19 protein-coding genes are annotated in these 21,905 nt (G+C 41.9%); 7 read left to right on the top strand and 12 right to left on the bottom strand.

The genetic code is table 11. The annotated features are described in order from the left end of the window. The first annotated feature begins 253 nt into the window (after nt 1-253). The 7 genes from pcnB (at nt 254) to mdoH (ending at nt 8,019) form a co-directional block, all read left to right on the top strand. Nucleotides 254-1,540 carry a polynucleotide adenylyltransferase PcnB gene (pcnB, locus tag D0907_RS03715; RefSeq protein WP_118844032.1) on the top strand — a complete coding sequence of 429 codons (1,287 nt, stop codon included), beginning with the start codon at nt 254-256 and terminating at the stop codon, nt 1,538-1,540. A 2-nt stretch (nt 1,541-1,542) separates the two neighbouring features. Then, on the top strand, nt 1,543-2,031 hold the full coding sequence (folK, locus tag D0907_RS03710) for a 2-amino-4-hydroxy-6-hydroxymethyldihydropteridine diphosphokinase (RefSeq protein WP_118844031.1): 489 nt from the start codon (nt 1,543-1,545) through the stop codon (nt 2,029-2,031). A gap of 29 nt (nt 2,032-2,060) precedes the next feature. Then, nucleotides 2,061-2,855, top strand: coding sequence for a 3-methyl-2-oxobutanoate hydroxymethyltransferase (gene panB / locus D0907_RS03705; protein ID WP_036970718.1), 795 nt, complete (start codon nt 2,061-2,063; stop codon nt 2,853-2,855). Continuing rightward, the gene (gene panC / locus D0907_RS03700) at nt 2,855-3,706 is read left to right on the top strand and encodes a pantoate--beta-alanine ligase (RefSeq protein ID WP_118844030.1); all 852 of its coding nucleotides are present in this window, start codon (nt 2,855-2,857) and stop codon (nt 3,704-3,706) included. Before panB ends, panC begins: the two co-directional genes overlap by 1 nt. Nucleotides 3,707-3,763: 57 nt before the next feature. Next, nucleotides 3,764-4,003, top strand: a complete 240-nt coding sequence (locus tag D0907_RS03695) for a hypothetical protein (protein WP_075593158.1) — start codon at nt 3,764-3,766, stop codon at nt 4,001-4,003. Between the two features lie 397 nt (nt 4,004-4,400). After that, nucleotides 4,401-6,065, top strand: coding sequence for an OpgD/OpgG family glucan biosynthesis protein (locus D0907_RS03690; protein ID WP_075593157.1), 1,665 nt, complete (start codon nt 4,401-4,403; stop codon nt 6,063-6,065). Further along, complete coding sequence (gene mdoH, locus D0907_RS03685; RefSeq protein WP_036970731.1) at nt 6,037-8,019, top strand: glucans biosynthesis glucosyltransferase MdoH; 1,983 nt, start codon at nt 6,037-6,039, stop codon at nt 8,017-8,019. Before D0907_RS03690 ends, mdoH begins: the two co-directional genes overlap by 29 nt. 53 nt (nt 8,020-8,072) lie before the next feature. On the opposite strand, the gene D0907_RS03680 is transcribed toward mdoH, so the two are convergent. From D0907_RS03680 to D0907_RS03625, 12 genes are all read right to left on the bottom strand, one after another. Next, complete coding sequence (locus tag D0907_RS03680) at nt 8,073-9,041, bottom strand: PstS family phosphate ABC transporter substrate-binding protein (protein WP_065978046.1); 969 nt, start codon at nt 9,039-9,041, stop codon at nt 8,073-8,075. A 91-nt stretch (nt 9,042-9,132) separates the two neighbouring features. Continuing rightward, nucleotides 9,133-10,464, bottom strand: a complete 1,332-nt coding sequence (phoR, locus tag D0907_RS03675; protein ID WP_036970737.1) for a phosphate regulon sensor histidine kinase PhoR — start codon at nt 10,462-10,464, stop codon at nt 9,133-9,135. A gap of 54 nt (nt 10,465-10,518) precedes the next feature. After that, nucleotides 10,519-11,208: a phosphate regulon transcriptional regulator PhoB gene (phoB, locus tag D0907_RS03670; protein ID WP_036970740.1), complete on the bottom strand. Its 690-nt coding sequence runs from the start codon at nt 11,206-11,208 to the stop codon at nt 10,519-10,521. 147 nt (nt 11,209-11,355) lie between these two features. Further along, a complete protein-coding gene (locus D0907_RS03665; protein ID WP_075593156.1) occupies nt 11,356-12,306 on the bottom strand; it encodes a porin in 951 nt (316 codons plus the stop codon). Between the two features lie 398 nt (nt 12,307-12,704). Further along, nucleotides 12,705-13,769, bottom strand: a complete 1,065-nt coding sequence (gene fba / locus D0907_RS03660; RefSeq protein ID WP_036970746.1) for a class II fructose-bisphosphate aldolase — start codon at nt 13,767-13,769, stop codon at nt 12,705-12,707. A 193-nt stretch (nt 13,770-13,962) separates the two neighbouring features. Next, nucleotides 13,963-15,138 (bottom strand): phosphoglycerate kinase, encoded by a 1,176-nt coding sequence (locus tag D0907_RS03655; RefSeq protein WP_036970748.1) that lies wholly within the window; start codon nt 15,136-15,138, stop codon nt 13,963-13,965. 41 nt (nt 15,139-15,179) lie between these two features. Then, on the bottom strand, nt 15,180-16,196 hold the full coding sequence (epd, locus tag D0907_RS03650) for an erythrose-4-phosphate dehydrogenase (RefSeq protein WP_118844029.1): 1,017 nt from the start codon (nt 16,194-16,196) through the stop codon (nt 15,180-15,182). A 499-nt stretch (nt 16,197-16,695) separates the two neighbouring features. Next, on the bottom strand, nt 16,696-17,157 hold the full coding sequence (locus tag D0907_RS03645) for a methyltransferase family protein (RefSeq protein WP_118844028.1): 462 nt from the start codon (nt 17,155-17,157) through the stop codon (nt 16,696-16,698). A 43-nt stretch (nt 17,158-17,200) separates the two neighbouring features. Continuing rightward, nucleotides 17,201-17,824, bottom strand: coding sequence for a 3'-5' exonuclease (locus D0907_RS03640; protein WP_036970755.1), 624 nt, complete (start codon nt 17,822-17,824; stop codon nt 17,201-17,203). A 9-nt stretch (nt 17,825-17,833) separates the two neighbouring features. Next, on the bottom strand, nt 17,834-19,672 hold the full coding sequence (locus D0907_RS03635; RefSeq protein ID WP_118844027.1) for a DUF294 nucleotidyltransferase-like domain-containing protein: 1,839 nt from the start codon (nt 19,670-19,672) through the stop codon (nt 17,834-17,836). A gap of 120 nt (nt 19,673-19,792) precedes the next feature. Then, nucleotides 19,793-21,517, bottom strand: coding sequence for a sodium:solute symporter family protein (locus D0907_RS03630; protein ID WP_036970761.1), 1,725 nt, complete (start codon nt 21,515-21,517; stop codon nt 19,793-19,795). 10 nt (nt 21,518-21,527) lie between these two features. Continuing rightward, a complete protein-coding gene (locus D0907_RS03625) occupies nt 21,528-21,791 on the bottom strand; it encodes a DUF4212 domain-containing protein (protein ID WP_036970763.1) in 264 nt (87 codons plus the stop codon). Nucleotides 21,792-21,905: the final 114 nt, after the last annotated feature.

The raw sequence follows: 21,905 nt of genomic DNA, 5'->3' as shown, positions 1-21,905 counted from the left end.
ACGCTGGTATATGATAGCGACCCAAAGTGTGCGAATCATTAACACCATACTGTAGCGTCATATAAAACACACATTTACTGACTCAATCTCATATCGACGAAGTGAAAAAACACACGCTATACTTGATGAGTCGCAAAGTCCGCGTCGTAGGAGACAGATTATTATTTCCAAGCTTTTTCAATTTTGTCGGCAAATTATCGGCCCAAATGCCTCGACTTCAACAAATGCCGCACAAACGAGCGAGTTACCTTTGGTGATCGAGCGCAGTGAACATGGTATTTCACGCAAACAATTTAGCCCAAATGCAATCAAAGTACTATACCGCCTCAAAGAAGGTGGCTACGATGCTTACTTAGTCGGTGGTTGTATTCGAGATATATTGTTAGGCCAACAACCTAAAGACTTTGACGTAGTTACAAATGCGACGCCAGAACAAATCAAAAAACTATTTCGTAACTGTCGCCTAATTGGTCGTCGCTTTCGTTTAGCGCACATTGTGTTTGGCCGTGAAATAATTGAAGTTGCTACGATGCGCGGCCATCATGAAGCCGACGAAGAAAAAAACCACGTTAGCCAATCAAGCGAACATGGGCAACTGCTGCGTGATAATGTGTACGGTAGTATTGAAGAAGACGCCGAACGTCGAGATTTCTCAATTAATGCGCTGTATTATTCAATTAATGATTTTTGCATCTATGACTACGCCAACGGTATTAGTGCAATAAAAGCCAAACAGGTTGAATTAATTGGCGATCCAGAAACCCGCTACCGTGAAGACCCTGTACGTATGCTGCGTGCAGTCCGTTTTGCAACAAAGTTAGGCATGACCATTGCGCCTTCGACAGAAAAGCCAATGAAAGAGCTTGCAAGCTTATTAGACCACATTCCTCCTGCACGTCTATTTGAAGAGTCACTCAAGCTGTTTTTAAATGGTAAAGCAGAAGAAAACTATATCATGTTGCGTCAGTATGGCCTTTTCAAAGCCCTATTCCCTGCCCTTGATAAAATTTTGAATGCTAACCCAGATGGACTCGAGCACGCATTTATTCTGCAAATGTTTAAAAACACAGATAAACGTATCAATGCAGAGAAAAAAGTAACCCCCGCGTTTATATTCGCTGCACTATTGTGGTTCCCGTTATTAGACATCGCTAAAAAATTACAGCAACGTGACCAACTTTCTGAGTTTGATGCATTTGCACAAGCGATGAATAAGGTACTCAGTGAAAGCGCACAACATGTTGCTGTACCTAAACGGTTCACGTTAGGCGCTAGAGATATCTGGCATATTCAACAACGCCTTGATAAACGCGGTGGTCAACGCGCATACAGGTTAACGCAACAGCCTCGTTTTAAAGCTGCCTACGACTTTTTACTATTACGTGTTCAAGCTGGTGAGCAGCAACATCAGGAACTTGCTACGTGGTGGACGGCGTATTTAAGCCAAGATATAAATGGCCAAAAAGAGATGGTTAAAGCACTTGGCCATCAAGGTGGCCCTAAACGCCGCCGTCGACCTCGTAAGAAAAAAGCAGAATAAACATGAACATAGTGTATTTAGGGTTAGGCGCAAATTTAAATGCGCCACGTACACAAATTCGTAATGCTATTACAGCATTACAAGGGCTACCAGAAATTGAGCTGGTTTGCGTATCGCATGATTACGCAAGTAAGCCAATGGGGCCACAAGATCAACCCGACTATGTCAATGCGGTTGCGTGTATTAAAACGGCTCTGCAACCAGAGCAACTACTCGATTTAACCCAAGCAGTAGAACGTGATCATGGCCGTGTACGTAAAGAAGAACGTTGGGGACCTCGCACCCTTGATATTGATATTCTATTATTTGGTGACCAAGTGATCGACACGCCTCGCCTCACCGTGCCTCATTATGGCCTCGTTGAGAGAGAGTTTGTTGTTTATCCTTTATTAGAGATAGCCCCTTCTCTTGTTTTACCGAATAACCAATCACTTGCTGATATAACAAAAACGTTGCCTTTAAACGATTTACAAAAACTCCCTCAGCAGTAATCAACCTAGGCGAAGCCTTAGAGGAAATTATGTCTAAAATCACCGTTTCAACTCTTAATAAAATGAAACACGAAAAACAAAAAATTACCGCGCTTACAGCTTACGATGCCAGCTTTGCAAAATTGTTTCATGATAATGGCGTCGAAGTGATTTTAGTCGGTGACTCACTGGGCATGGTTTTACAAGGTGGTGATGACACATTAGCAGTAACGAACAGCGAGATTGCTTACCATACACGGTGTGTCCGCGCCGGTAGCCGCGAGCTATTCATCATCGCTGACTTACCTTTTATGACCTACTCAAACCCTGCCGATGCGTGTAAAAATGCAGCCGAGTTAATGCGTGCTGGCGCCAACATGATCAAACTTGAAGGTGGCGAGTGGTTACACGACAGCATCCGCGCAATGACGCAACAAGGCATACCTGTGTGTGGTCATTTAGGTTTAACACCTCAGTCTGTGCACGTATTTGGCGGCTTTAAAATTCAAGGCCGCGAACAATCACAAGCTGATAAAATGCTTAGCGATGCTAAAGCGCTTGAAGCTGCAGGTGCACAATTATTGGTATTAGAGTGTATTCCTAGTGAATTGGCTAAGCGTATTACCGATGAATTAACTATCCCGACAATCGGAATTGGTGCTGGCAATCAAACCGACGGACAAATTTTAGTTATGCACGACCTCGTCGGCATTTCAGCTGGTTATATCCCTAAGTTTTCAAAAAACTTTTTACTTGAAACAGGGAATATGCCAGCAGCCGTGCAAAAGTATTGTGAAGATGTAAAAAGTGGTGCTTTCCCAAGTACCGAACATGAGTTTAAATAATGCAATCAATCACTGAAATAAAATCGTTACGTAGTCAAATCAAAGCTTGGCGTCAAGCTGGACTTAGCATTGCACTCGTCCCAACCATGGGCAACTTGCACCAAGGGCATTTTTCATTAGTTGAAAAAGCAAAAACGTTAGCCGATAAAGTCGTCGTCAGTATTTTTGTTAATCCTATGCAATTTGGCGCCAATGAGGATCTCGACAACTACCCGCGCACGCTCAACGAAGATAAACAAGGCCTAGCAGAACTTGAAACTGACATCGTGTTTACGCCGTCAGTTGAAACCATCTATCCAAATGGCCTTGGTGAACAAAGCTTTGTTGATGTACCAGGCGTGTCGATGGGTTATTGCGGTGGTTCACGTCCCGGCCATTTTAAAGGTGTCGCCACCGTTGTGACTAAGTTATTCAATCTTGTGCAACCTGACTTTGCCTGTTTTGGTGAAAAAGATTTTCAGCAACTGCAAGTGATTAAAACCATGACACGCGATCTCTCTATCCCTGTCGAGATTGTCGGTGTACCTACGTGCCGTGAAATATCAGGCCTTGCTATGAGCTCACGTAATGGCTATTTGTCTGATGAGCAAAAAGACACCGCAAAAGTATTATTTGCAACCCTTAACGAGACGGCTGAGCAGCTAAAACAAGGCCAAACGGATTTCGCTGAATTAGAAGCTAAAGCCAAAGCCACGCTTGAAGCCGCAGGCCTAAAACCTGATTATTACTCGATTGCCGAACGATCAACGCTAAAAGCTGCATCAGCAGCGGATAAACAACTGGTTATTTTAGCCGCAGCCTTCTTAGGATCGGTTCGTTTAATTGATAATTTGCAAGTTACGCTGGATTAAGTTTCAACAATCTGGGTAAGATGGATTTAAAAGAATAGCCATAAACTAGGGATAAGCATGAAAAAATTACCAGCTATTGCAGTATCATTGTTTGCATTCACCTTGTTAGCAGCTTGCTCAAGCAAGATTGATAACCCAGAAATGCAACAATGTGCCCAACAAAACTATCAATGCGAAGCCAGCTGCGAACAGCAAAGCACCGCAGATGGCTTAGTTCATAAAGTCTGTAGTAACAAGTGCATCGAAGCTTACAATCAATGTAAAGCGAATGCAGAAAAGTTAGGCGAAGTTAAATAAATTTGCCTTTCTGAGGCACTGAATTATATCAATTTACTTAATTAAACATTCTATTTTGAGTGTTATTGCGAATTGGTATGTGTCAGTTCAGTGCCTGCACCTTCCTTCTCGATTACAATTTCACTTTTTCAATTAAGCGTCTGCTAATTTTGTTCATATTTTTGTTCATCCTTTAAGCTATTCATATTAGGGCAAGCTTTCGTTCATTAAACTTCTCCATATTGGTGACGAATTAACAACTGCTACCGTGTAATTGTTTCTCACTAATTTCAAAATTTACTCTTCGCATTTAGCTGTACCAACTCAACGTCATTGAGATTATTAGTGTTTTTTTAGGTTCACTTTTTGCTGAGAGGTATGAATGAATAAACGTGATTTACGGCTAAAGGAAAAATTAATGAAACCAGAAACCCGAACTAAGCTCTTCAGCGCTGTTAAAAAGAAGACCTTCTTGGGCGTATTATTAGCCATGAGTGCAGGCCATACTTACGCAACTGAAAACCAAACTCAGCCACAAAAAACTGAAACACAGCACACCGTTGTTGAGCAAAAGCCTGCGATGATCACAATTCCACAAGAGAAACTATTTGATGTAATCACTGCTCGCGCTAAAAAGTTAGCCTCTGAGCCGTATGTCGCACTAAAAGATTTAGAACTTGAAGCATTAACCAGCATTAGTTATCAAGATTACCGTGCTATTCGCTTTCGCCCAGATCAAGCAATCTGGAAAGATCAAAGCTTATATGAAGTGCAATTATTTCATCCTGGCTTTTTATATAAATCACCGGTGGCAATTAATACCCTAGAGCAAAATGCCGAAGTTAAAAGCCTGCCTTTTAAAACTGATTATTATCGTTACGATGCAACCGCGGCTCCGTTGGAAGCAGAAATAAGCACTGCAATTAAGAATACTCAGTTGGGTCATGCCGGTTTTCGTCTGCATTTTCCGCTCAATAATAGCGAATACAAAGATGAAGTTGCGGTATTCCAAGGTGCCTCTTATTTTCGTTTAGTGGGCCCACACCAAGTCTATGGCCTTTCAGCCCGCGGACTTGCGGTTGATACTGCTCTTAGCTCGGGCGAAGAATTTCCCGTGTTTAAAGAATTTTGGTTAGTAAAACCAGCGCCTGAAGACACCACTATCGTGCTTTATGCACTGCTTGATAGCCCATCTGTTGCTGGAGCATATCGTTTTGAGTTAACACCTTCGACAAACACTGAAGTAAAAACTCAGATGCAAATTTTTGCCCGCAAAGATATTAAAAAACTGGGTATAGCACCACTAACAAGTATGTTTTATCACGGTGAAAACAGCACCAAGTTTTTTGATGACTACCGTCCAGAAGTACATGACTCAGACGGCCTATTAATGCAATCAGCAGAGGGTCAATGGGTATGGCGAGCACTTAACAACCCTAAAAAATTAAGTGTTACATCATTTAGTTATGATAATCCGAAGGGATTTGGCCTCGCACAACGTGACCGTGATTTTAACAATTACTTAGACACAGAGGCACATTACCATAACCGCCCGAGTATGTGGATTGAGCCAATGGGTTCGTGGGGGAAAGGCCGCGTTGAGCTGGTAGAGATTCCCACAGACACAGAAACTAACGACAACATTGTTAGCTACTGGGTGCCTGAGCAAGCGATGAAAGCAGGCGATAGCTTAAGTTTCAGCTATAAGCTATCAACTTTTAATGCAACCCTTGCATCTCAGGATAAAGCGAGTGTTTTAAGAACACGCATAGGCAGTGCAGCCCTGCCTGGCGAAAAGAATCCACCACCAAAAAGTCACCGTCAATTTACTGTTGACTTCAGTGGTGAAAACATCAATCAACTGTCTGCAAATTTTGCTATGAAGGCCGATTTAGCACTGTCATCAGGTGAGATTAGCGATAAAACAGTTCAGCAGTTACCGAATAATCAAGGATGGCGCGTCGCGTTTAAAGTGGCGCCAGAGGGAGATAAGCCTGTCGATATGCGCTTATCGTTAAAACTACGTGACAAAGAAATCAGCGAGGTATGGAGCTATGTCTGGTATCCAAATGACGTCCAATAGCAAAACATTAACACCAACCGCAATGCCATTTAAGAAAACTCGCGTTTGGCTATTTTCATGCCTTGCGCTAGCGATTACTGCATATGGTGTGTGGATCATGTTCGATATTTTAAATTCTAACGGCATGACACCGCTTGAGTACGCATTGCTGTTTTTATTTTCAGTGACCTTCGCGTGGATCGTAACAGCCTTTTGTAGTGGCTGTATGGGCTTTATTTTACAACTGCTGCGTATTGACCCACTGACGCTTAAACGTCAAAAGCCCATTGAAATTAACGAACATGCACTAAGCCAGACTAAAACAGCTGTCGTGATGCCAATTTATAACGAAGATACCGAGCGTGTGATCGCTGGTTTTGAAGTGAGTCTTCGATCGCTCGCTAAAACGGGCCAAATGCCGAACTTCGATTTCTATTTACTTAGTGATACACAAGATCCAGAGATTGCGCGCAATGAACTAAAAGCATGGAATGCATTAACGGCACGTTTAGGTGACTTAGCTCAGCATACTTTTTATCGTCGTCGTGAAGATAATAAACACCGTAAAGTGGGTAACCTCACTGATTTTTGTGAACGCTGGGGAAGTCAATACGAGCACATGATTGTACTTGATGCTGACAGCATCATGACAGGAAAATGTATGCTTGAGTTAACCACAAGCATGATCAGTAATCCAAAATCAGGCCTTATTCAAACGATTCCGATTCCGGTTCGCCAAGATACTTTTTTTGGTCGATTTTTACAATTCGCCTCAATCTTATACAGCCCTATGCTGGCGACAGGTTCTGCATTTTGGCAAACCAATCAAGCAAATTACTGGGGACACAACGCAATTATTCGTGTTGAAGCCTTCACGCAATGTTGCGGTCTTCCTGTATTAAAAGGCAATGCCCCTTTTGGTGGAGAGATTTTAAGTCACGATTTTGTTGAAGCATCACTGCTACACCGTTCTGGTTGGGATGTATTATTACTCAGCGATATTGAAGGCAGCTATGAAGAAGTACCGAGCAACATTCTAGACTACGCAATTCGCGACAGACGATGGGTGCAAGGTAATATTCAGCATCTCGGTTTATTGCCAAAATCAGGTTTGAAACTGATGAGTAAAATGCACTTTTTATTTGGTGCCACAGCGTATATCTCATCACTTATTTGGTTATCTATGCTGGCATTAAGTACCTTGGATGCAGTTACGCGTGCACTGAATAGTGATGTGTATTTTAACCATGCGTACCAGCTATTTCCTACTTGGCAAATTGCTAAAACTGATTTAATTGATTCACTGCTATTTATCACTGCGGTATTACTACTTTTACCAAAACTTATGGGATTGATAGTGACTTTAGTGCATCGCAATAAAGCCTTTGGTGGCAGTGTAAAATTGATCGCAGGCTCACTCATTGAGAGCGTATTTGCTATTGTAATCGCGCCACTCATGATGGTGTTTCATAGCTACTTTGTAGTGTGTGTATTTCTTGGTAAGAAAGTTAGCTGGGATGCGCAGCCTCGTGAAGGACGCATGGTGCCGTGGCAAGAAGCAATTGGGTATACTCTATTTTCAACCATCACCGCTATTATTTGGGGTGGTGTAGCTTATTACTATACCCCGACTTTCTTTTGGTGGTTATCACCTATTTTAGTTGGACTGATTTTAGCAGCCCCGATTGTACGTTACTCAAGTAGTATAGGATTAGGCATAAAAATGCGTAAATTGGGCTTATTCTTATGCCCAAGCGAAGTGCAAAACGATGACACTCTGGCAGCACTTCGTGTGCATCAGCAAGAGATTGGTCTTCCTAAAGACGAGCACGCTAATTTTAACATTCCCGCATTACCAACCGAGACCCCAACGGTGATGCCAATCCAAAGCTTTAAAGCTAAGCCTGGCAAAAAGCGCAAACAAGTTCGCCTTGCTCAGCAACGCATAAAAGCAAAACTCTTTGCTAAAAGCTAAAACGAAAAGAACCGCTCATTGAGCGGTTCTTTTATCACTGTCTGTATTGATTGTTACAGAAGATCTAGCTTTTTAAGTTCAGCCATTGCCATCTTGCCTGAAAGCGGCACATAACCATCTTTCTCAACAATTTTTTGACCATCTACTGATAACACCATTTTTAAGAACTCTGCATCAATAGGTGCAAGTGGCTTATTAGGGTGTTTGTTAACGTATACGTATAAGAAACGAGAAAGTGGGTATTTGCCCGTTGCAACGTTTTCTAATGTCGCATCAACAAAGTTATCACCTTTCTTAGCAAGTGGCACAGTACGTACACCCGATGTCTTATAACCGATACCTGAGTAACCAATCGCATTCACTGACGAAGAGATTGACTGAACAACCGATGCAGAACCTGGTTGCTCATTTACATTGTTACGGAAGTCACCTTTACACAATGCTTTTTTCTTGAAGTAACCGTAGGTCCCTGATACTGAGTTACGACCATAAAGTTGGATATCTTTTGCAGCCCAATCACCTGTTAAACCTACATCACTCCAACGATTTACTTGAGCATCAGCACCACACTTGCGAGTTGAAGAGAAAATAGCATCCACTTGGTCAATACGTAAACCTTCGATTGGGTTATCTTTATGTACAAAAACCGCTAGCGCATCAATTGCAACGCGAACTTCTGTAGGCTTGTAACCATAACGTTTCTCGAAAGCTTCAATTTCTTTAGACTTCATACGTCGGCTCATAGGGCCGAAGTTTGCAGTCCCCTCTGTCAGTGCTGGAGGCGCAGTTGAAGAACCCGCTGCTTGGATTTGGATGTTTACATTTGGGTAAAAGCGTTTATATTCTTCCGCCCAAAAGGTCATCATATTGGCAAGTGTGTCAGAGCCCACAGATGAAAAGTTACCAGAAATACCACTTGTTTTTTGGTACTCAGGCATATCTTTATCAACTGCAGCTGCTTGAGCTGATACAAATGTTGTTACAGCCACACCCATTGCGGCAACGAGATTTTTAAATTTCATAGGGGTTACTCCGATTTGTTCGTCCCATTTCCTAACTGCAGTCTACTCTAAAGACACTAGATGACAGTTAGATTACCCTAAAATGACAGTTTTATGACTTTGCATTAATTTCTAAAGAGTCTGGTAAGCGAACGACTTTATCGCTGCTAAAGGCAAACGAAAATGTCGATCCTTCACCAACTTTACTCTTAATATTCAAATGACTATCGTGACGTGTAAGTACATGTTTTGTTATCGCTAAACCTAAGCCAGAGCCACCCGTTGTGCGACTACGTGCTTTATCTACTCGATAAAAACGCTCTGTTAGGCGATTAATATGTTCGCTGGCAATACCATCACCGTTATCAGTGACACTAAACGCAGCCTGATTATTTTTAAGCTGCCAATCGACCACAATTTTACCGCCAGGCTTAGTGTAATGAATGGCGTTAAATACCAAATTAGAAAATGCACTGCGTAACTCATCCTCAGCACCTTTAATATCTAAATGGCTATCGACATTAAAAATAAGCTCATGGCCTTTATCTTGATTCAGCGATTGTGCTTCTGTGTGAATATAGGTGAGTAACTTTGGCACATTCACAGGCTTGTCGTTGTCTTGACGGCGAGCGCCTTCAATGCGAGACAATGACAAGAGTTGGTTTACTAGACTGTCCATGCGTTTGCATTGTTCGAGCATCGTTGTTTGCGCTTTATTCCACATACTTGGCGGTGGCATGTTATCGCCATCAAGCATTTCTAAATAACCAGTCACGACCGTAAGTGGTGTTCTCAATTCGTGTGATACATTGGCCACAAAGTCTTTACGCATTTGCTCTAATTGCTTTAGTCGCGTGACATCACGAACAACCATCATTAACTGCGAGCTTGCATAGGGCATGACCCTAAATTCGAGTATTTGTTCATAACTGTGACCACCATCCAGCTCCAGTGGCTCATCAAAACTGGCTTGGTGCATATATTTAGCAAATTTAGGATCACGAATAAGGTTATCGAGTCGCTGTCCATGATCCGTTGGCCATTGTAAGCCCAATACTTTAAGCGCGAGTTGATTACACCAAATAATACTCAGATCTTTTTGCAACACCACAACCGCATCAGGTACCGCCTCTGCACCATCACGAAAACGGCGAATTAAATCAGCCAGTTCATTACGCTTTTTACGATTACGATGCTGTAAATGGTAGATCCCTTCAAAAACTTGCTCCCAAGCTCCCTCACCTTCAGGTGGGTTGAAGCTACGCTGATTAAGGAGCCAATCACTAAGGCGATAGAGTTGATGATAATGCCAAATCAGTAGTGCAAAGGAGCCTAAAAATAAAAGCAAAAATGGCGCACCTACAAGCACGCCAACTAATAACAAAGGTAAGAAATACATAAACAGGCGTTTTGCTAACGCCTGTTTATTGACTACTCGATACATACACTCACTTTACCTTAAGAATGTAAATTAGCTGAATATAGTCAGCCAACGCACTTATAATTTACTTGAAAAACGATAACCTGCACCACGCACAGTTTGTACGAGCCTGTCATGTCCAAGGGGTGCTATCGCTTTACGTAAACGACGAATATGTACATCAACAGTACGGTCTTCAACGTAAACGTTTGTTCCCCATACATGATCAAGTAATTGTTCACGGCTGTAAACACGTTCAGGGTGAGTCATGAAAAAATGCAGTAGTCTAAATTCAGTAGGTCCCATATCTAATTCGCTTCCCTCAGAGGTGACACGATGTGAAATAGGGTCAAGGCGCAAACCATGTACTTCAATAGCCTCTTCGAGTGAAGTCGGCGATACACGGCGGATAACCGCTTTAATACGGGCCATTAATTCTTTTGGCGAAAATGGTTTAGTAACATAATCATCAGCACCCACTTCAAGACCGCGTACTTTATCTTCTTCTTCACCGCGGGCTGTTAGCATAATAATAGGGATTTGACGTGTATATTCGCTTTGCTTAAATTTCTTCGCAATCTGAATTCCGCTTCCACCGGGTAGCATCCAGTCTAATAAAACCATATCGGGGTATGGCTCAACCATTGCCTCAATTGCAGAATCATAATCTTCGGCTTCAATTGCTTGAAAACCATTTTGCTCTAAAACAAAAACCAGCATCTCTCTGATAGGCGCTTCGTCATCGACGACTAGTACTTTACGTGACATTCCAATTTATCTCTTTCGTTAGCGAACTGGTTTCATTATTATGACTAAGTATGACATTTTTATGAAAGTCTAACGAGTAATTCAAAAAGCACCAAAAAAACTCAGTAAAAATGAATGGTTTTCCGCTTAAATATGCTTTTTTACACCTTAAAAGTCATACCTTAATGTTACAGCAAGGTGATCTTCATCAGCTTTATTATCGAGTGAAAACTGCGTATACCACATATACATACGTGCTTGTTTCGAAAGGCTTCTCTCAACGCCGACCGATGTTCCGGTGCCAGAGTCTTTTAATTTACCAAAGTCTCCTTCTGAGTCTTGATATTGAGCAAGTAACTTATACTTATCAATTTTATAAGAGGCACTAAGCAAAAAACCATCTTCAGTATCTGAGCCTGATACTTTTTCACTTTGTTGATACATGCCCCCAATCACAAGATCACCTATTTTGCTTTGTGCAGTAAACCGCGTGATGTCGTAACCCGCAACCTGACTGTCATGTGCAACACTTACAAAATAAGGTGTGTTTTTAAGTTTGCTATCACCGTATATAAAGGCAGCAGAGATGCCTGTTTCATCATCTTGCTTTGAATTGTCTTCAGCAATATACGTCACAACAAATTGTAAGTTTCCGACAATTGGTGAGCTGTAATGTACGACATCACCTAAACGATTTTCACCATTAAACAATGCTTTAACGTCCCCATTAAAGTCATTCATTTGGTCAATCTTGCCTTGTGATATTTTAAGGGCAGTATCATGACGGCCTAAAACAATTTGACCATAACTGCCTTGTAAACCGACATACTGATTACGCGCAGAGATATTTTCTTCGGTTTTACCATCGCTATCTTGATCTGCTGCATTTACAGCAAACTCAAACTTATAAACCGCTTTCAGACCCTCATTTATTTCACCGCTGCCTTTAATTCCAATCCGCGAGCTGTAGCTTTCAACTGATGTTTTACTTCCTTCATTGGTGTCACTATTGGCAACCCCTAAATGCGCCCGACCATATATATCAACGGCTTCAGCAACACTATTAAAAGAAAGTAGGCACATTGCAAAGCTCGAGAACATAATGGCGGTTTTTTTCATGGTAGCGATCCTTAATGTAAGCAATAACTTAAAAATCGAACATAAAGCCATATTGGTCAAGTTCTAAACAGTATATTTAAGATAAACATTTCAGATCACTGATCTACTAACTTCGGCGAGTCAGGATCAGATTTTTACCAAGCCGATCTATTTCGGATCATGATCTTACTAAGTTAGTCTACTAACTCTTTGATTTAATGCTCAACACGTTACCCGCTTGTTTAAAAGTTAAACAAAAATAGGCAATGATCATCCTAAAACTAGTAAAATAATGATCCGGGCTATTTATGGTTAGTAAAACAATGATCTTAAAATAAACAGTAAGTAAAACACTGATCCGTTAAGATCGAGGCAATAAAAAACCGGCAATTAAAGCCGGTTTTTTATATTAGTATCAATTACTTGATTTTAGGATCAAGTTCACCTGATAAGTATTTCAGGTGCATATCATCTAATGAGATAGGTTTGATCTTACCTGCTTGACCTGCTGTGCCAAATGCTTCATAGCGAGCAACACAAATTTCTGTCATCGCTTTCGTTGCTTCAGCTAAATATTTACGCGGATCGAAATTCGCAGGGTTTAGTGCAAGGTGACGACGAATGGCACCTGTTGATGCTAAACGTAAATCGGTATCGATATTCACTTTACGCACGCCATACTTGATACCTTCGATGATCTGCTCAACTGGCACACCATAAGTTTCAGGGATCTCACCACCGTATTGGTTAATTACTTCTAACCATTCTTGCGGCACTGAAGACGAACCATGCATAACTAAGTGTGTGTTAGGAATACGCGCGTGAATTTCTTTGATGCGATCAATCGCTAAAATATCGTCTGTTGGTGGACGCGTGAACTTGTATGCACCATGTGATGTACCACACGCAATTGCCAGTGCATCAACGTGAGTTTTACGAACGAAGTCAGCCGCTTCTTCAGGATCTGTTAGCATTTGATCTGTTGTAAGCTTGCCTTCTGCGCCTACGCCATCTTCTTCACCCGCTTCACCAGTTTCAAGAGAACCGAGTACACCTAGCTCGCCTTCAACTGATACGCCACACGCGTGCGCCATTTCAACTGTTTGACGAGTAACTTCTACGTTGTACTCATAGCTTGAAGGTGTTTTACCATCAGACATCAATGAACCATCCATCATGACTGATGAAAAGCCTAATTGAATAGAACGTTGACACACACCAGGTGACGTACCGTGGTCTTGGTGCATAACGACAGGGATATGTGGCCATTCTTCAACAGCTGCTAAAATCATATGACGAATAAAAGGGGCGCCAGCATATGCACGTGCGCCAGCTGAGCCTTGTACGATTACTGGGCTGTTAGTTTTGTCAGCTGCTTCCATAATTGCACGCATTTGCTCTTGGTTATTAACGTTAAACGCTGGTACGCCATAACCATGTTCAGCTGCATGATCAAGAAGTTGTCGCATACTGATTAAAGCCATTTGGTATTCTCCAAATTGTATCGACAGTAGTTTCCTACCATCTAGTTTGAACGGATAAATTATTTTTTGATGCATCACTGCATCACGAGAAGCCATCGCTTACCGCAAAAACTGTCTATAAAATAAGGGTGAGAGGTATTTTATAAACAGCCAAACCAGCGTAATTAAATAACCACGCTGGTGTTCGTACTAATTACTTAGCACGCTCTTCTAGCATAGCAACTGCTGGTAATTTTTTCCCTTCTAAAAATTCAAGGAAAGCACCACCACCTGTTGAAATGTAAGACACTTTATCGGCAATGCCGTATTTATCAATCGCAGCAAGCGTATCACCGCCGCCCGCAATTGAGAATGCGCTTGAATTTGCGATAGCTTCAGCAATCGCACGCGTGCCATTACCAAATTGGTCAAATTCAAATACGCCAACTGGACCATTCCACACAACCGTGCCTGCTTTTGCAATAATATCTGCAAGCTGTTTCGCTGTATCTGGGCCAATATCGAAAATCATATCTTCATCGGTTACTTCATTCACATCTTTCAATGTCGCAACAGCCGATTCTGAGAACTCATTACCAACAACAACATCAGTTGGCACTGGAATTTCACCATTATTTGCTTTTGCAGCGGCACTTAATTTATTTGCTTCGTCAATTAAGTCAGCTTCAAATAAAGACTTGCCTACAGGGTGACCAGCTGCTGCGATGAAAGTATTTGCAATACCTCCACCCGTAACAAGTTGATCAACCACTGTTGATAGTGAATCAAGTACGGTTAACTTAGTCGACACTTTAGAGCCACCAACGATAGCCACTAAAGGACGCGCAGGGTTATCAAGCGCTTTACCCAAAGCGTCTAGCTCTGCGGCTAAAAGTGGGCCTGCACACGCTACATCGGCAAATAAACCAACACCGTGCGTTGATGCTTGTGCACGGTGAGCCGTACCAAATGCATCCATCACGTAAACATCACATAATGCAGCTAGCTTTTTAGATAATGCTTCATCATTTTTCTTTTCACCTACGTTAAAACGTACGTTTTCAAAAACAACCACTTCATTATCTGCCACGTCAACGCCATCAAGGTAATCTTTTTCAAGACGAACCGTTTGCTCAAGCGCATCATTTAAATAATTAACGACAGGGGCGAGTGAAAACGCTTCATCATATTCCCCTTCCGTAGGGCGGCCAAGGTGTGACATCACCATTACTTTTGCGCCTTTTTCTAACGCTAATTTAATAGTAGGTAATGCTGCACGAATACGTGCATCAGAGGTCACTTTACCTTCTTTTACAGGCACATTTAAATCTTCACGAATTAACACGCGTTTGCCGTTTAAATCTAAATCTGCCATTTTAATGACCGACATGGACTTCTCCTTTGTTAACGATACTAAATTATAGTTATAAGTTATTGGCTTACAGCCATCATCGCACGCGCTGTATCGAGCATACGATTCGCAAATCCCCACTCATTATCGCACCACACTAACAACTTTATCAGTCGTTTATGACTAACACGTGTCTGAGTGCCATCTATGATACAAGAATGTGAGTCATGATTAAAATCTACCGACACCAGCGGCTCTTCAGTGTAACTTAAAATCCCTTCAAGGCGATCTTTTGCTGCTAACTTAAGTGCTTGATTAACGTCGCCTAAATCAACATCAGTGTTTACCGTGACGCTTAAGTCCATCGCGGTGACGTTAATCGTCGGTACACGCACGGCAATGGCTTCAAAGCGGCCATGAAACTTAGGTAAAATACGTTCGATACCACGGGCAAGTTTTGTATCTACAGGAATAATAGACTGGCTTGCCGCACGGGTACGACGTAAATCATGATGATAAGCGTCGATCACTTGTTGATCATGCATCGAGGCATGAATTGTCGTGATTGCCCCAGATTCAATAGAAAATGCATCATCTAATACTTTAATCACAGGCACAATACAGTTAGTTGTACATGAGCCATTAGAAACAATTGTATGCGCTGCTTTTAATTCATCGTCGTTGATACCATACACAATGGTTGCATCAACGTCGGCATCTGCAGGTTGCGAAAAAAGTACTTTTTTAGCCCCTGCATTTAAATGTAACTTAGCATGTTCACGCGAGTGATAAACACCCGTGCATTCAAGTACAACATCGACATCAAGGGTTTGCCAGGGCAATTCTGCCGGATTCTCTTCGGCAAATAGCGCAATAGAGTCACCTGCGACTGTTAGCGTATCTTCACCTAAATTAACAGGAAACGAAAAACGACCGTGGGATGTATCGTACTTAAGGAGATGGGCAATGCCCTTAGGGTCAGCTAATTCGTTAATAGCGACAATTTTGATTTGATCTTCAAGCCCTGATTCATAAAGGGCTCGGACAATATTACGCCCAATACGACCAAAACCATTGATTGCAAGTTTGATTGCCATGAAGAAGAAAATCCACTCTATTTGCTTGCAGATAAAGACAGCTGCCTTTTAGATGACGGTATTGTAATCGACCTTACACTTTTTTATAAGAGGGCAAGCTAAAATAAAGTGGTTTTAGGTGTTTTAGATGACGCTGGTTTTGGTAATCGACCTTACACTTTTTTATAAGAGGGTGTGCTTAAATAAAGTGGTTTTAGGTGTTTTAGATGACCCTGGTTTTAGTAATCGACCTTACACTTTTTTATAAGAGGGTGCGCTTAAATAAAGTGGTTTTAGGTGTTTTAGATGACGCTGGTTTTGGTAATCGACCTTACACTTTTTTATAAAAGGGCAAGATAAAATAAAGTGGTTTTAGGTGTTTTAGATGACCCTGGTTTTGGTAATCGACCTTACTCTTTTTTATAAGAGGGAGCACTTAAATAAAGTGGTGTAAAGTCGTGGTGGCGATAATTGAAAAATACAGTCTTCAGCAGTCCCTAGTCTTATTCAGCTTTGATTGTTATATCCATCGACGAACTGCTTTTTTATATTCACTATATTCATGCCCAAACTTTTGCTGCATGTACCTCTCTTCAGGCACTATTTGAAATCGATTCATGTAAAGGACAAACACCACAGGCAGCATAATATTTACGATATTCCCCAAATAAATACCCCACCCAATTAAAATAAGTAAGAAACCGACATACATCGGGTTTCGACTAACTTTATAGGCTCCATGAGTGACAAGGCTTGCCGACTCCTCAGGCAATCTCGGATCGACCGTCGTGCCAGCAGAGTGAAACTCATAAACACCCCATAAAGAGAAAGCGACCCCAATTAACGCGGTGATCACTGCCACAGGTAACAAAACGGCAAGCGTCATACTAAAAGGTGCCAACACATCAGCTAACATCCACATTATGGCAGCGAATATCACGACTTGAATAATTGGCGGCACTGTTAATTCTAATTTATCCATACCAATTCCGTTTGTTGTCTAACTTAGCGATGAGCATAACACATTACAGCAACTCCCCCACTTTTAAGGCTTTACCCCGACTGATTTGATGGCACTGCGCTAAAAAAAGCTCGGCGGTGGCCATGGCATCGGTTAAAGCATGGTGAGAGCTGTAATGAGGTAAGCCATAGCGTTTACGGCACTCGCTTAATGTTAGGTCATCGTGGCCTATTTCATGGCCTTGCTGATGGAGACGCTTTTTTTCAATAACGAACGTATCAAGAATTAACCGCGCTTTAGCTTCTAAGCCTAGTTTACGGCACGCTTGTTTTAAAAACCCCCAATCAAGCGTCGCGTTATGAAAAACTAAAATACAGTCATCAACGTGTTGGTGAAGCTTAGCAAGAATTGCTTCAAGGCTTTCACCGCTATCGATATCTTGCTTGGCAATGCCGTGATAAATAGGGCTTTGCTCTAGGCTCTGTACGTCTTTATTAATTATGTGCTGTGCCCCACTCATTTTAATGCACTGGTCTTCTATCATCACCCATGCCACCGAGACAATTTCATGTTGGCGGGGATCAAGCCCCGTTAGTTCCATATCTATCACAACGTAACGTTCTTTATAGGCATCAGCTGCCAATAATTGTTTGCGAGCCATATAACGACTGAGCCAACGTTTAACCATCAGTTATCCTCATAAGCTGCCACGCGCAAACTTAAAAGCGGCGGCTTGCTGAGCTTGTTTAACTAAATAAAAGGCTTCTTTTAATTGATGGCGTTCTAAAGAATTCAAGGTATTGGGGTTAATACAATTGCTCGGTAAGCCTTCTTCATTTATTTGTGTGCGTAAGCGCAGCTGCGTTAAGAAACGCCAACAATCTTTTAAGTTATAAACATCGTCTTTATTAAGTAAAGAATACTTCAGCAGTGCATCCAAACGCTCTTGGGTATTCGCCCGCTGAATACCCGCTTTGAGTGAATACAAACGCACTATATCGTTAATAATCACCACGCCGCGTTTTTTTAAATCAAGGTACTTGTGCTGTTTCGCATCTTTTTCTAATTTAAATTGGTTAAATAACCCAATGGGCACATGAGTATTTTTAATATCACTCGCCATAGCAGCATAAAATAAATCATTTTTAGAGATACGTTTTAATTGCTCATAAAAACGCGTGTACAGCGACATTGAGCCCTCAATAAAGCGTAAATCAAAGTAGATTTTACAATTTAACATGGCTTCTGGAGTCGGCGATGTGATCCATTTATAAAAGCGTTCACACCACTCACTGATGCCCATTCGACACTGTGCATTACTGGCCATAATGTTACCTGGACAACGTTTAATACCGCATTCAACCAACTGCTCACACACAAACTCCCCCATGCGTTTAAAGTAGTCTTGCTGCTCTGTTGTTAAATCTTCAGGTAAAAGTAAACCATTATCTTGGTCAGAATGCAGGGTTTGCTCTTCACGGGCTTGTGAGCCAAAACAAATAAAACTAAAGTGACTGGGGGCAGCGCCGTTATCTTCTTGAAATAAATGAATTAAGCGCGAAGTTAACGCATCGGTTAAACCACTTAATAACTTACCGATAAGCGATATATCATCAATATTATTCGAAAAGCCTTTTAATAAGCTGGGGATCTCTTGCGAATAGCGCTTTAAATCAACCACAGAGTGGGCTTTATATATGCGTCCAATTAATTGCACTGGGTCGCTTTTTTGCTGACGCAGTAAATCAGTACTGGTCAACATGCCTAAGGGCTTATGATATTCATCGAGCACAGGTAAATGATGAATATTGTGTTTGAGCATTAAGTGCAGCGCTGAGAACACCCGATTATTCTCAAAAATAAACTTTGGCTTACAAGTCATAATCGTGCTCACAGACTCGTGTGGGTCAACCTCATCAGCAAGCACGCGATTACGAAGATCTCGGTCTGTTACCACCCCTACTAAGCGCTCGTTCTCAGTCAACATTATTGATGAAACACCCTGCTGCTTCATTTTTTTGGCTGTTTGGCGAATACTCGCATCAGGCGAAAGAGTTACCGCTTTGCGGTTCATTAACTCTGCTATTTTCTTCTCAGACCAACTGTCGTTTTGACTCTTATAATGCGATGACAACAAACGATTCTTATGAGCACGGACAAAGTATTGCTCAAACACTTTGTACTCGCGGCGTAAATAATCAAAAGACGCTTGGTCCAGCATATAAACAATGCCTTCTTTTTGCACCGAGAGACTATTTTGAATAGCCTCCCCCGTTAGCAAAGAGGGAAAGCCAAAATAATCCCCTGCAGAGAGCTTCGTGATCACATCCCCTTTTGCATCGACTAGGTCATAATCTCCTGAGCGAATTAGAAATAATCTCGGATTGTCAGAGCATAACCATTTATTTTGGTTTTCTCGTGTGAGGTAAATAATATCGAGGTGATTAACAAAATACTCGCTTGCCGCCGAATCGAGCTGATTAAACGGGGTTTGATTAATTACAAATTGGGCGACTTCCTGTTGCTCTGCATTCATAGCTATTCTCGAAATTAAGTGAGGCTAATAACTACACTACCCCTGTTTTAAAAAAATAAAAAGCCCGACTTAAGTCGGGCTTTGGGTTTATCAAAAGTGTGTTCTTTTAGTACCACTTTGTTAGTGTGCGTGCGCTGCACTTGACCCTTTAGGGTTACGAATGCCTTCCACCATTTCTTGAATTTCAACAGGTGTTTCAGCTGTTAGTTTAAGTACGATACCTGCTACTGCAAAGTTAATAATCATACCCACTAAACCAATCCCCTCAGGTGAAATACCAAATAACCAGTTAGCTGGGCCATTTAATTCAGGGCTAACAAACTTGAAGTAAATAATGTACGCCGCGGTGAATGTAATACCTGTAACCATACCTGCGATCGCACCTTCTTTGTTCATCTTCTTAGAGAAGATACCCATGATAATCGCCGGGAAGAAACTTGCAGCCGCTAAACCGAATGCAAATGCCACCACCGACGCCACAAATCCAGGCGGGTTAATACCAAAGTACGCTGAGATAACAATGGCGACCATCGCAGCAAGTCGCGCTGCAAGTAGTTCTTGCTTATCACTAATATCTGGTTTCAAGGTACGTTTTAACAAGTCATGCGATACCGAGGTCGAAATAACCAATAACAAACCCGCAGTGGTTGACAGTGCTGCCGCAATACCACCTGCTGCAACAAGGGCTACTACCCATGCTGGTAAGTCGGCAATCTCTGGGTTAGCAAGTACCATGATGTCGCGGTCAACATTCACTTCGTTGGCGCTATTTGGATCATCAATCTTGCCAGCTGAGTAGAACATTTTGCCATCACCGTTTTTATCGTTAAAAGTGATTAGGCCTGTTCTTTCCCAATTTTTAACCCATGCAGGTGCTTCAGCATACTCTGTACCGTTACCATCTTTACCGTTAATAGTATCAATCATGTTTACACGTGCAAACGACGCAACAGCAGGTGCAGTTGTATAAACGATAGCAATAAATACTAATGTCCATGCCGCAGAGATACGCGTGTCTTTAACACGTGGAACCGTGAAGAAACGTACGATAACATGAGGTAGACCCGCAGTACCCACCATAAGCGCACCCGTGATTGCGAATACATCGATCATACTCTTAGAGCCTTCGGTGTACTGCGCAAAACCGAGTTCGGTACTCAGTCCATCTAATTTATCAAGCACGTATTGACCAGAACCATCTGCAAGCGTGGCACCAAAACCAGTTTGTGGGAAAAAGTGACCTGTCATCATCATTGAAATGAAGATTGCTGGAACAAGGTAAGCAAATACCAGTACGCAGTATTGCGCAACTTGCGTGTAAGTAATGCCCTTCATGCCGCCAAGAACAGCATAGAAGAATACAATCACCATACCAATGTAAACACCGGTCTCAATATCCACTTCTAAGAAGCGAGAGAATACAACACCAACACCCCGCATTTGACCCGCGATGTACGTGAAACAGATAAAGATTGCACATAAAATTGCAACCACACGTGCTGTTTGTGAGTAATAACGGTCACCAATGAAATCAGGGACAGTGAACTTACCAAACTTACGTAAGTAAGGTGCTAAACACAGCGCCAGTAATACGTAACCACCCGTCCAGCCCATGAGGTAAACACCCCCATCGTAACCCGCAAACGAGATAATACCCGCCATTGAGATAAACGATGCTGCACTCATCCAGTCAGCTGCTGTTGCCATACCATTTGCAAGAGGAGGAACGCCACCACCTGCAACATAGAATTCATTAGTAGACCCTGCACGAGCCCAAATTGCGATGCCGATATAAAGCGCGAAGCTTAAACCGACGATAATAAACGTGAGTGTTTGAACATCCATTGCTTAGCTCCTATTCGTCTACGCCATATTTTTTATCTAACGTATTCATTTTGAAAACGTACACAAAAATCAAAGCTACAAAGGTGTAAATTGCGCCTTGCTGGGAGAACCAGAAGCCGAGTTTAAACCCAAAAAAACGTACTTCATTCAGTACATCTACCAATAAAATGCCAAAACCAAATGAAACGATAAACCACACTGCTAACAGTTTAAATAGCAGCGAAATGTTTTCCGCCCAGTAAGCTTTTGCTTGTTCTTCATCTTTAAAAGCCATTTTTATCCCCTTATGCATCACTTAAAAGTAATGAGTGGTATTAGTTGTCATTAACTAAGTTAGCAACGGTTCGGCATTATGGAATTGAGACCATAGTCGTAACAGCCAGTTTAC

The sequence above is a fragment of the Pseudoalteromonas lipolytica genome (assembly GCF_003515105.1).
Taxonomy (GTDB): Bacteria; Pseudomonadota; Gammaproteobacteria; order Enterobacterales; family Alteromonadaceae; genus Pseudoalteromonas; species Pseudoalteromonas lipolytica.
The sequence above is the reverse complement of the archived record's forward strand: the minus strand, read 5'-3'. Positions and strand labels throughout refer to the sequence as shown.